This is a genomic window from Armatimonadia bacterium, from assembly GCA_039679385.1.
In the GTDB taxonomy this organism is placed as follows: Bacteria; Armatimonadota; Zipacnadia; order Zipacnadales; family JABUFB01; genus JAJFTQ01.
The window spans coordinates 34,366-46,051 of the sequence record JBDKVB010000095.1 but is presented as its reverse complement, the minus strand read 5'-3'; the positions used below and the strand labels follow the sequence as shown (position 1 = coordinate 46,051).

General features: G+C 65.3%; 9 protein-coding genes. 5 read left to right on the top strand and 4 right to left on the bottom strand.

Features of this window, described 5'->3' with window-relative positions:
• Positions 1-121: 121 nt before the first annotated feature.
• The 3 genes from ABFE16_11290 to ABFE16_11280 form a co-directional block, all read right to left on the bottom strand.
• Positions 122-2,614, bottom strand: a complete 2,493-nt coding sequence (locus ABFE16_11290; protein ID MEN6345877.1) for a chemotaxis protein CheA — start codon at positions 2,612-2,614, stop codon at positions 122-124.
• Between the two features lie 38 nt (positions 2,615-2,652).
• A complete protein-coding gene (locus ABFE16_11285; GenBank protein ID MEN6345876.1) occupies positions 2,653-3,147 on the bottom strand; it encodes a chemotaxis protein CheX in 495 nt (164 codons plus the stop codon).
• Positions 3,148-3,234: 87 nt separating this feature from the next.
• Positions 3,235-3,696, bottom strand: coding sequence for a response regulator (locus ABFE16_11280; protein MEN6345875.1), 462 nt, complete (start codon positions 3,694-3,696; stop codon positions 3,235-3,237).
• A 218-nt stretch (positions 3,697-3,914) separates the two neighbouring features.
• Here ABFE16_11280 and ABFE16_11275 point away from each other — a divergent pair, with 218 nt between their 5' ends.
• Positions 3,915-6,272: a sialidase family protein gene (locus tag ABFE16_11275; protein ID MEN6345874.1), complete on the top strand. Its 2,358-nt coding sequence runs from the start codon at positions 3,915-3,917 to the stop codon at positions 6,270-6,272.
• Positions 6,273-6,337: 65 nt separating this feature from the next.
• Complete coding sequence (locus tag ABFE16_11270; GenBank protein ID MEN6345873.1) at positions 6,338-6,706, top strand: YbjQ family protein; 369 nt, start codon at positions 6,338-6,340, stop codon at positions 6,704-6,706.
• A gap of 132 nt (positions 6,707-6,838) precedes the next feature.
• Here ABFE16_11270 and ABFE16_11265 read toward each other — a convergent pair whose 3' ends face one another.
• Positions 6,839-7,765: a DUF1559 domain-containing protein gene (locus ABFE16_11265; protein MEN6345872.1), complete on the bottom strand. Its 927-nt coding sequence runs from the start codon at positions 7,763-7,765 to the stop codon at positions 6,839-6,841.
• Positions 7,766-8,044: 279 nt separating this feature from the next.
• Here ABFE16_11265 and ABFE16_11260 point away from each other — a divergent pair, with 279 nt between their 5' ends.
• The 3 genes from ABFE16_11260 to ABFE16_11250 all read left to right on the top strand — a co-directional run bounded on the left by ABFE16_11260 (position 8,045) and on the right by ABFE16_11250 (position 11,599).
• On the top strand, positions 8,045-8,752 hold the full coding sequence (locus ABFE16_11260) for a response regulator transcription factor (GenBank protein MEN6345871.1): 708 nt from the start codon (positions 8,045-8,047) through the stop codon (positions 8,750-8,752).
• 5 nt (positions 8,753-8,757) lie between these two features.
• Complete coding sequence (locus ABFE16_11255; GenBank protein ID MEN6345870.1) at positions 8,758-10,515, top strand: ATP-binding protein; 1,758 nt, start codon at positions 8,758-8,760, stop codon at positions 10,513-10,515.
• Positions 10,516-10,660: 145 nt separating this feature from the next.
• Positions 10,661-11,599, top strand: a complete 939-nt coding sequence (locus ABFE16_11250) for a phosphate ABC transporter substrate-binding protein (GenBank protein ID MEN6345869.1) — start codon at positions 10,661-10,663, stop codon at positions 11,597-11,599.
• Positions 11,600-11,686 lie beyond the last annotated feature (87 nt).

Sequence of the window (11,686 nt, the reverse complement as noted above, 5' to 3'; positions counted from 1 at the left end):
CCCGCCTCGGCTCCGCTCGACGAGGTCGTCGTCGGGCCCCCTCGCGGGGACCGCCGTCTGTGCGTCTGTGGTAACGCCGCTCATGGTGTCTCCTTTCAAGCTGTGACCGGCGCGGCCGGCTTCAGGCTAGAGCAAGGGTCGGGCTCGTTCCGGTCGAGGCAGGACGTGGCCCCGTACCTTCCCGTGCGAGGGCGTAGACACCCGAGGTGTCCAGAATGAGCCCGACCCGTCCGTCTCCCAGAATCGCACCACCACTCACGCCGGGAACGCGCCAGGTTCCGTCGCCCAGGGACTTGGCAACCACCTGCTGCTGTCCCAGCAAGGCATCGACCAGCAAGGCGTAGCGATGGTCCCCATCGTCGACCGCCACCAGCAGCCCCTTCGTGGGGTCCTCGACGGCATCACGGACCCCGAAGAGACGGTGTGCGCGCACGATGGGCATCAGCTCGTCACGCACCATCGCCATCTCCCCGTGACCGGCTACTGTGGATAGCGAGTCCTCGGTAGGCTGGAGGCTGACGTCGATGTTGGCGGTCGGGATGATGTAGCGTTCGGCGCCAACCTGCACCAACATCCCGTCGGTGACTGCCAGGGTGAGAGGCAGCCGGAGGGAGAAGGTGGAGCCCTGGCCGGGCGAGGAGCTGATGTCGACACGTCCACGCAGAGACTCGACGTTCCGCTTCACAACGTCGAGCCCGACGCCACGGCCCGAGACATCGGTTACCTTGTCGGCCGTCGAGAAGCCCGGCGCGAGGATGAGGTTGTACACTTCGCTGTCGGACATCCCGCGGTCGGCCTCGATGATGCCCCGACTGGCGGCCTTCGTCAGGATGCGCTCACGGTCCAGGCCCTTGCCGTCATCCTGGATCTCGACCACGACATTGCCGCCGGCGTGGTAGGCGACGAGACGAACCCGACCGACAGTCGGCTTGCCTGCTGCAGCTCTCTCCTCCGGGGACTCGACGCCGTGGTCAACGGCATTCCGGACGAGGTGCACCAGCGGGTCACCGATGATGTCCACCATGTTCCGGTCAATCTCGGTGTCCTCGCCCTCGGTGAGAAACTCGACGTGCTTGCCGCACTTGTGGCTGACGTCTCGGGCAAGTCGCGCCATCTTCTGGAAGGTGGGCTTGAGAGGCACCATGCGCATGGCCATGCTCAGGTCCTGCAGCTCCCGGATGATCTTGGTCGTGCGCGTGATCTTCTTGGCGAGTTCGTGGTGCCCCTGATCGATCACGCCTTGGTCCTGGGCAATCATCGAATGGGCGATCACCAGCTCGCCGACGGCCTCAATGAGCTTGTCGAGACGGTCGGTGCGAACACGAACAGTGTTCTCCGCCGCCCGAGTGTCGGTGCTCATCCGACGCTGAGTGCGCAGGGCTCGGGCCACATCGGTGACCTTTGCCAGGCCGGACTGCACGAGCGCCTCACCGATGGGCCTTTGCCCCTGCGACGCCTGCACCAACTCGACGTCGTCGCGGGGCACGACGGCCTCGGCCACGAGGATGTCGCCAACACGGGGCGCCTGCGGTCCCGGGTCAGCCTGGGCGGACAAGTCGGGGTCATTGAGGCACCGCATCAGGTCTGCATAGGTCGCCGGCTCGGTCATTGGCACGCCGCCGAGGGCATCCTGAAGGGCGTGCGTGAGCTCCTTGAGCATGTCGATGGCCCGGAGCGCAAGGTCTGCGCAGGCATCGGCAAACACGACTTCGTGATCTCGCACACGGCTCAGAAGAGACTCCGCCCGATGAGCCATCCCGGTGATCGCATCCAGACCCAGAAAGGCGGAGGTCCCTTTGATCGTGTGGAAGGCGCGGAAGACGGTATTGACGCTCTCCTCGTCGGTGGGATCGGTCTCCAGGGCAAGGAGTGCGGCCTCGGCGCCTGAGATGTTGTCGCGCGTCTCGGTGATGAACTCGCTGAGGAGGTCGGGGTCGGCGTCGTCCGGCAGTTGGCCCCAGGGTGTACTGGTCTCGGCCTCTGTGTCCGTGTCCGTATCAAAGGAGACAGCGGCCTCTGAGTCTGGCGTCGGCTCCGTCAGGGCCTCCTCGGGCATCGCGGCCTGTAGGTGCGTGCTGATCTGGTCCAGGAGGGCGGGCCACTGCTCGGGAGTTGCCCCTCCAAGGTCGTCTGCGGCTGCGCACGCCTCGTGAAGCTCGAGGGCAACCTCCTCCGGGAGGTCCGGCCGGCTTCCGACGGCATGCAGGGCGGTCGCAAGCTGCTGCAACTGCTCCGGGTCTTCGGTATTGGTCCGCACCAGCAGGCTGGCCACCTCGTCGAGGGTCGGCGGCGTGGCGTAAGTGTCTTCGCACGCCTCCGGCACGGTCGGCTCCTCGGCGGGTGTTTCGGCCAGGGCTTCGAGAGCGTGCGCCACAGCGTCTTTGACCTGGGAGATGACCGACGCGGGACTGTCTGCCGTGCCGGTGAATACGGCCTGCAGGCCAGACAGGGCCGTCATGAGGTGTGCCTGGGCCTGCGGTTGCTCCGGGGACAGCCCAGAGAACGCTTCCTCGAGCATCGTTCCCATCTCGACGACTGCATCACGGTCGCCCGGGTCCAGGCGGCTGAGTTGCGCTACTGCTCGTCCCAGGACATCGGCGGGTGTTGGATCCATAGGGTGTCTGGTCAGACCTCCCATCATGGCTTGGCTGACTACGCCTGTTTGCGGGCACCCAGAATGAGGTAGAAGGGACCCTCGTCGCAGGAAAAGCGCAGGTGTATCCGCGGGGTGCCGTCGGGCAGCATCAGGTTCAGGTTCGTGCCCCGTACAACCATCGGCAAACCCATCGTCGCCTTAACCCCAAGTGCATCAAGTCTTGCAAGTGCCTCGCCGGCGAGGACGTTCGCGAGCTCGCCCACAACGTCCGTCATGTCGTCGCTCTCATACTCGATGTCGAAGCCTGCGAAACGCACGGCGAGTTGTGTCGCGACCTGCTGCGGAAAGGTCCACATCAGGGACCAACTGATGTCTCCGACCAGCGAGATGATTCCTGCGACACCGTCACAGGGACAGGTCTCGTCGTCGTTGCCCGCATAGCTCCCCTCCGTCGAGCAGGCCGAGGAGAGCGTGGTGAGGACGGAGTCCCTTGCGCAGGCGAGTTGTGCGTCGAGCGGATAGGTTTCTGGGACAGAAGTGGTGGTCGCCATAGATGTAACCTCTGAGGAATCGCTCCAGGAGCGCAGGCGCAGTTCACGCTGCAGGCTCGTGGACGCAGACTTGGTGCGGCAGCGGCGTTAGCCCATGTCACGCATGAGCTTGCTGAAGAACCCGCCGCCACCGGATTTCGGAGGCTTTGGGGTCTGGGGACGAGACTGGATGCCGGCGATCACCCGGGCGAGCTTGCGCTGGAGCTCCTCCACTGTGAAGGGCTTGCTCACGTAGGCGCTGGCTCCCGCTTTGTCGAGGGCGATTTCCATCTTGCCCATGGTCTTCTCGCTGGTGACCATAATGATGGGGATGTGGTCGGTGTTGGGCATGGCCCGGATCTTGTGGGCGAACTCGATGCCGGTCATGCGAGGCATGTTCCAGTCGGCGAACACGATGTCGATGTCGTCGGGGCTGAACTTGCTGAGGGCGTCGACGCCATCCTCGGCCTCGATGAACTCGAAAGTCGCCAGGTTTGTCTTCTGCAGTCCGTCCATGACCATACGGCGCATGATACGTGAGTCGTCGATGACAAGGGCTCTGAGCTTCACGGGATACCTCCAAGGCGTGGCACGATCGCGGCGCGATTGGCGGAAGAGCTACGGCGGCAGGGCCGGTGCAGGAGTTCGGACCTTGCGGGCCGAAACACGACACGTCCCTGGTGATCTGTGCAGGGCCGCCGACGGTCCCTGCTTGCCGGAGGGTTCTGCAATCGTCGGGCCATAGCCGCTGTCCGACTACGGGCCGGTGTAAAGGGAGTGTATCGGAGGTGCCGTGGAGTCTGCTGTGGGCGATGCCCATGCTCCTTGCCGGGCCGTGGCGCAGCTATGAACTGTACCAGCCGGCCTTTGAGCGAGGCTTCGTGGTGGACGGCAGGGCGAGTGCGCTCAAGTACAACCACGACAGCAGCATCGCGTGGTTCGGCGACCGCTGGTTCTGCCTGTGGAACGGCAACCAGCCTCCCGCCGAGGGCAAACCGGGGCAACTGAACTACATGAGCACCAGCAGCGACGGCCGGACCTGGACGCCGCCGGTGCCTGCCTTCTCGGATGCAGAGCACGCGGCGAACCCGATCCCTTGTCCGACGGGCACCCAATGGCAGCCGAACCTGATTGTGATGAACCAGGAACTGTGGTGCCTCTGGAGCCAGAACTCGCGGGACGAGTACAACGGGTGCTACTTCTCGCGGTTGCGCACCCCTTCGGGCAAGTGGGAGAACCGTCGCTTGCTGTGGGAGGGTGAGCCAGGCCCGCTGGTGGAGGGCAAGCATTGGCGGCTCTTCCCGACGCAGAACCCGGTCCAGCTTCGCTCGGGTCGCGTCCTGGCACCTGCTACGATGATCGGTCCACCTGCCAGGGATGCGCCCGAGAGCATGAGCAGGAACTGGTGGGGCACTGAGAAACGGGACTCGGTCCTGATCACCGACGATGGCGGGGTCACCTGGACTGTATCGCCGGGGGCTGTGCAGCCTGGACGCACCTGGGCGCAGTGGGAGCCGACGGTGTGGGAGCAACCGGACGGCACAGTGAGGATGGTCTCACGCAACAACGACAACCGGCCGCCGCGAGAGGGTGGGCCCCATCCGTCGGAGATGCTGCTCGAGTCTCGCAGCACCGATGGTGGACTGACCTGGACGCCCCACGAGCCGGTGCGGCTGGAGACCGTGGCCTCGCGGATGCACGTGCTCGCCGCCGGTGGCGACCGGTTCATGATGGTGCATAACGACTGGCCGGCCGGGGTTTTCGTCTCCGACCGAGAGAACCTGGCCCTGTTCTTCACCCGCGGTTCGGGGCGCAACTTCGTCGCCGGCCCCGGCCTTAGTGAAGGGCAGCCCGTGGTCTGTTACCCGCAGATGTGGCTGCGCGACAACGCAGTCTGGGTGAGCTACAGCCAGGGGCTCCACACCCGATCCATCTGTTGGGTGCGAGTGTCACCGCTTCCGGACCCCTCGCGCTACTACCTGTCTCCGCGCACCTACTGGACCGCCGATCCCGCTCCCGTACGAGTGGACGATGCCTTGCGCTTCGACGGTCGCCAGCGCCTCCTGACGCGTGAGCCTGTGACTCTCGGCAAAGCGGGGTTTACGCTTTGTGCGCGGTTAAGAGCGCAGGAGGCCGGAGTGCTCCTCGACACACGCGCATCGAGAGGACGCTCCGGGTTCGTCCTTGCGCTGACTCCAGGCGAGCAACAGGGCCTCAGGCCCTTTGGCTTCGTGGACAGCCCGGAGCGCAACGTGACCCCGTCCCTGGGGTTCGGGACGAGCGAGTGGGTCTACGTGGCTGTGTCGGTGGACCTCCAGGCCGGGCTGATGACCTTCCGCGTCAATGACCGCGCGGAGCAGGTGAAGTTCAGCGCCGACAAGGCCGCGCCGATCGACGGTGCGACCGGATCGATCGGTGACCGCCGAAACCCCACCAGTGCACTTCGGGGGCTGACCGGTGAGATTCGAGGCATGGCCCTGTATCCTGCGCCGAGTCTCTCGGCGGCGGAGCACGCCTGGGTCGCGGAGAAGCTCGGAGGGTCTCTACCGGGGTCTGAGGCGACGCCGACGGCACCCGCGATGGCGCCGGTGCTCTGGCTCGATGCCGCCGATAAGGCTGCCACGAAGCGGGACTTCGCTACCGAGACGGCCTCGGGGCCGGTGCTTCAGTCGGAGCAACTGGAGGGCGAGAGGGTCCTGCGACTGGGCGCCGGTGCTTCCGCCGGAGTCGACGTGGACGAAAACTGCCGTGACCGGGGCGACGGGGTCGAGCTGGTGCTCCGCTTCCGTCCCGTGTCGGCGGAGGAGGCAGTCCTGTGCACCGTGGGCGATGCCGAGAGCCCGGCACGGGTGATCTGCCGGCAAGGTGAGGTACGCCTACAGGCTGCCGGTCAGGATCTGCGCTGCGGCGAGGCAAGGCCGACCAACTGGACGGAACTCGCCCTCGTCACGGCTGGTGACCAGACGACGGTCCGCCTCAACGGCGGCCCGGCGGTCACAGTGCGGCACTCACCGACCGACACCTGGCTATACCTGGGCGAGGGCTACCGGTCTGCAGCCCCGAGGCCTGGTAGCGTTGTCATGTCGGTGGCATCAGTACGCACACGAGTGAGCAGAGGGGACGCACCTGCCACAACGAGACAGTAGGAGACCAAGGGTGCCGGGCCTGGCCACGGTGCCGATCATCACACCCTGAACGGAGGGCCGACCGCATGGACCCAGCCTTCATCACAACCGCCTTTGAGCTTCCAGGATGCCGTATCGTCCGGAACCTGGGGATTGTACGCGGCATCACCGTAAGGTCGCGCAGTGTCGTTGGGAACTTCATCGGGGGTATCGAAGCCTTCTTCGGCGGCTTCGGCAGTCGCATCACGGTCTTCACGGAGCTGTGCGAGCAGGCGCGGGAGGAAGCCTTCGACCTCCTGATGCAGCACGCCGACGCCATGGGCGCGAACGCTGTCATCGGAATGCGCTACGATGCCAACGAGGTCATGCAGGGGATCACGGAGGTGCTTGCCTACGGGGCTGCGGTGGTCGTCGAGGCGAGTCCCCTGGCCGGTCCGCCGACGGGTTCCCAGTAGGCCGGCTCCTCTTCCGCCCGGTAGTCTGACGGCGCACCCCAGAACCCATCATGACACCGGACAAGCCGGCGCCATGATCGGGAGATGGTCTCTGCGGTGCCTCATAGGCCAAAGGGGCATCCGCTTGGTGCCCTAGTTGACGGGGCCGCTACCGTCGGCTCGCTGGATGGCCGGTGAGCCGGGGCAGGAGTACGCGCGCTTGCCCCAGAGGAAGTTGTTGGGGTCGAGAGTCTGGCCCAGGCTGTACCACTTGGCATGGCCATCGGCGAACACGTAGTTGCTGCCGCCATTGTGCATTTCCGGGTTGATGTAGCAGATATGGTGGTTGCCCATGGCGCTGCTGGTCTTCGCGGCGTCGATTGCGGTCTTGCACTGTGCAGGTGTCAGGGCGATCACGGGCGTGCCGGGGACGTAGCTCTCGCCGTCGAAGACTGCTCCACCCATGCTCACGGCATTCGTCGGCCGGTGAGACTTGATGGCATCTCCGCCGGTTGGCGAGCTGTCGAGGAGCGACGAGAGACTGTCCGTGTACTCGGCAAGCAGGATCACGTCGGAAGGCGCGTCAACGTTCGACAGGCTCACAACCTGCTGCGGGATGGAAGCGTACTTCTTGCGCGGGATCAGGAGCTCGTTGGCTACATAGCTGAGCCGTGGAGCCTGGACGTCGTTGACACCGGCAACTGCGGAGGTCTGGCCCGCGGGCGGATCGACCGGAGGCGTGGTGAAGCAGGTCGGTGCCCAACCCTTGACCTGATGCTCAGGACACACGAAGATCTGCTGGTTCTTCACATAGGGGAGCACCGCGCCGCTCCACTGCACGTAGCCGTTGTTCTTGTTGGAGCCATTGACATAGTAGTAGGAGGACGGCAGCGTATCGTCGTAGTCGGAGGAATACATGAGCATAGCCAGGCCGATCTGCTTCTCATTGCTGAGGCAGCTTGTCTGGCGAGCCTTGGCGCGTGCCCGCGCGAACACCGGGAACAGGATGGATGCCAGGATCGCGATGATCGCGATCACCACGAGCAGTTCGATGAGCGTGAAACCGTGACGTCGGGACATTTCGCGTGCTCCTTGTGCGAGCGTTACTCCACGGCCCGGAAGGGTCGTGGGCAGCTTCAGCATAGGGTGCCGGGGTTACGGGAGGCTTAAGTCCCGGTTAGGCCGAGGTTAGCTCTCCTCTGGCCGAGCAGTGAGGAACCGGTGTACCAGAACCGGCTCTGGCGGGAGCCGTTAATCGCGGATTCACGACACCTTAACAGGCCGTTAATCGCCGGCTGGTACCGTCCGGGAATACACGGGCTGAGGTCTGGCCAGAAGGCGATAAGGGCGGTGAGGCAGTTGGCAAAGTCAAAGGACGCGGGGCACAAGGGGACCGTGGTGATCGTGGAGGATGACCCCGGCATCGCAGAGTCAGTAGCCTACACACTTGGGCAGGAGGGCTTCCGGACAATCAGCGCTGCGGACGGACCCACCGGCCTTGCTGAGGCCCTGGCCGGACAGCCGGACCTGGTGATCCTGGACCTGATGCTCCCCGGGATGGACGGCCTCGACGTGTTCCGGGCTTTGCGCAAACACTCCACGGTGCCGGTGATCATGCTGACGGCCAAGGCGTCGGAGAGCGACCGCGTTGCGGGGATTGAGATGGGGGCAGACGACTACATCGTCAAGCCCTTCTACATGCGCGAGTTGGTGGCGCGAGTGAAGATGGTTCTCCGGCGCGCCCAGGCCGGCGCTGAGCCCTCCGAGGAGGTCCTTCGCGTCCGGGGCATCAGCATCGACCGAGCCCGACGGACCGTCACGGCCGGCGACCGAGAGGTGACGCTGACACCCCAGGAGTTTGCCCTCCTGGAGTGTCTGGCACGGAACCACGGTCGGGCGCTGACGCGCGAGGTGATCCTCCAGCAGGCCTGGGGCGAGAGTGAGTACATCGATCCACGGACGGTAGACGTGCACATCCGCTGGCTACGCGAGAAGCTCGAGGACGACCCGAGTGCGCCGCAGCACATCCTCACCGTCCGCGGTGTCGGCTACAAGATGGCAGAGTGAACTCGATGCGTCTGAGTCTGAAGTGGAAGGTCGTGGGAGCCTACACGGCGCTGATTGGCGTCGTGATGCTTCTGCTGGCGGCACATCTTGAGGACGTGGGGGAGGACTACCTTACCCGCGAGCTCCGCGTCGATCTTCTCAAGCAGTGTCAGTTGGCCGGGGACATGATCGCAGCGGCCGGCGAGCAGCGGCTTTCCGCCCCTGTTGCGCGGATCGCGAACATGACCGGGGCGCGGGTAACGGTTGTGGCGGCCTCGGGGCGCGTTCTCGCAGACAGCGAGGGCGACGTCGGGCAGATGGACCCTCACGACACCCGTATGGAGGTCGCCGAGGCACGCCGGGAGGGGACCGGGTGGTCGGTCCGACACAGCGTCACCGTTGGAGCCGACATGATGTACGTGGCCTCCTGCTCCGGGCCGCAGGCGCCCGTGGTCCGTCTCGCACTTCCCATGACCACCGTTCATGAGGCGGCTGAGGCGCTGCAGAGAGCTATCCTCCTGGCGGCGCTAGCTGCCGCTGTCCTTGCTGCCGTGGCTGGTGGCTGGCTGACGAGGGGAATGGCCCGGTCACTGGATGAGCTGCTCCGGGTCGCGCGCTCCCTGGGAGCAGGTGACCTGACGGCTCGCGCGCACCTGGAGAGCAAGGACGAGACCGCTGAACTGGCCCTGGCGCTGAACACGATGGCGGACAACCTGCAGACCACACGTCACGGGCTCGAACGCAGCGCCGCTCATCTGCGCTCGGTGCTCGGACAGATGGCCGATGGGGTCGTCGTGGTCTCGCTGGAGGAGCGAGTGCAGACCCTGAACCCGGCCGCCGGCGAGTTGCTGGGCATTGAGCCGGAACGCGCCGTGGGACGCAGGCTTTCGGAGGTCGCGCTGAACTACGACCTCGTGGAGTTCTGCCACCGGGCGGTCCGTCTCCGGACCCTTGTGCGAGACCAGATTGTCTCCCATGGCGAACCGGCACGCACCCTTGCCCTGAGTGCGAACCCTATCCTCGATGACAGAGGCGAGCCGCTGGGGACCGTAGTGTCTCTGCGCGACATCACCGAGCTGATGCGGCTGCAGAAGGTGCGCCAGGATTTCGTGGCCAATGCCTCGCACGAGCTGCGCACGCCTGTGGCCTCGATCAGGGCACTCGCCGAGACTCTCGAAGGCGGTGCCCTTGAGGACCCTCAGGCCTCGCGGCGTTTTGTCTCGCAGATCGTGGAGAACACCGAGAACCTCGGCCGTCTGCTGGACGACATGATGACTCTGGCCCGACTTGACAGCCTCGAGGGCCAGCCACGTCCCCGCTCGCTGGAAGTGATAGCTTCCCTTCAGGAGGCCGCCTCGCGCCTCGCTCCCCAGGCGGCGGCGAAGGAGCTGCAAGTCACGGTCACTGCCCCCGAGGGGCTCTCTGTGTGGTGCTCGGAGGACAACCTGCTTTCGGCCCTGGTGAATCTGATCGACAACGCGGTCAAGTACACGCCCGCGCAGCGCTCGATCCAGGTGTCAGGCGAAGCGACCGACAGCGGAGAGGTCCGGATCACCGTCACCGACGCGGGACCGGGAATCCCTGAAGAAGCGCGGACACGGGTGTTTGAGCGTTTCTACCGGGTGGACCGAAGTCGCTCCAGGGCACTTGGCGGAACTGGACTGGGCCTGAGTATCGTCAAGCATGCCGTCGAGTCCAGCGGCGGCCGTGTGTGGGTGGAAGCCCCCGAAGAGGGCGGCTCGCGGTTTGTGATCGTCCTCCCGCAGCCCCCGGAGAAGACCTGATCCCCTCGCGCAACGGCCACCTTAACTCGCTCTTAACCGAGCATTAACCGCTCGTTGACGCCCTACGTTTAGCCTGAAGGTTGTCGGAGGCCGATGCGATAGCACGTCCCCGACACACCCTCATCGAGAAGGAGAAACGCAAGGTATGCACCGCACGCTGCCTGTCTTCCTCACGCTCCTCGTGACCGTATCCGTGCTGCTGTCCGGCTGCCCCAAGACCGGCCCAGAGAGCCCCGGCGGAGAGTCAAGGCCGTCCACTGCCCCAGAGGCCGGCACTCCCTCCGAGAACGCCGGAGCGGTTCCTGCCGCAGGCGGCATCCAGCTAAAGGGTTCGGACACACTGCTTCAGGTTGCCCAGGGGCTCGCAGAGGCCTACAAGACCGCGAAGACCGACGTCCCCGTTAGCGTGACCGGCGGAGGGACGGGCACGGGGTTCACAGCGCTCGCCGACGGCACCTGCGACATTGCCGATGCCTCGCGCAAGATCAAAGATGAAGAGAAGAGCACCTGTGAGGCCAAGGGCGTGCAGCCGGTGGAGAACCTGGTCGGGCACGACGGCATCGCCGTGATCGTCAACAAGGCCAACCCGATTCAGAAGCTGACTATCGACCAACTCTCCGACCTGTTCATCGGCCAGACCACTGACTGGCAGGCCCTCGGAGGCAAGGGCGAAGTCGTGCTGCTGTCGCGCGACTCGACCTCCGGCACCTACGAGTACTTCAAGGAGCACGTCATCCAGAAGGGCGACAAGAACAGCAAGCGCGACTTCGCCGCCGCCGCTCAGCGGCTACAGTCCAATGACCAGATCCGCGATCAGGTCGCCTCCGTCGAGGGCGCGATCGGCTACGTCGGCCTGGGGTACCTCACCGACACAGTCAAGGTCGTGCCGATCGTTGACAAGGCCGGGAAGCCTATCACCCCGAGCCTCCAGACCGTCCGCGACGCCACCTATCCGATCTCGCGACCGCTATTCATGTACACCCGGTCCGACGCCCGGCAAGAGGTCAAGGACTTCCTGACCTGGGTCCTGGGTGCCGAGGGTCAGAAGATCGTCGAAGCCAAGGGCTTTGTGCCCGTGAAGTAGAGGCTCAACAGGACAGGCGCACCCTTCTGCGCCTGTGTCCCCCGGACGGGGTCGGCGCTCCCTCAGAGATCTACCACCGACCCCGCC

What these genes read in the sequence shown, in the direction of transcription:
- ABFE16_11290 (MEN6345877.1), bottom strand. Translation starts at nt 2,614, where the DNA reads ATGGATCCAACACCCGCCGATGTCCTGGGACGAGCAGTAGCGCAACTC.
- ABFE16_11285 (MEN6345876.1), bottom strand. Translation starts at nt 3,147, where the DNA reads ATGGCGACCACCACTTCTGTCCCAGAAACCTATCCGCTCGACGCACAA.
- ABFE16_11270 (MEN6345873.1), top strand. Translation starts at nt 6,338, where the DNA reads ATGGACCCAGCCTTCATCACAACCGCCTTTGAGCTTCCAGGATGCCGT.
- ABFE16_11265 (MEN6345872.1), bottom strand. Translation starts at nt 7,765, where the DNA reads ATGTCCCGACGTCACGGTTTCACGCTCATCGAACTGCTCGTGGTGATC.
- ABFE16_11255 (MEN6345870.1), top strand. Translation starts at nt 8,758, where the DNA reads ATGCGTCTGAGTCTGAAGTGGAAGGTCGTGGGAGCCTACACGGCGCTG.
- ABFE16_11250 (MEN6345869.1), top strand. Translation starts at nt 10,661, where the DNA reads ATGCACCGCACGCTGCCTGTCTTCCTCACGCTCCTCGTGACCGTATCC.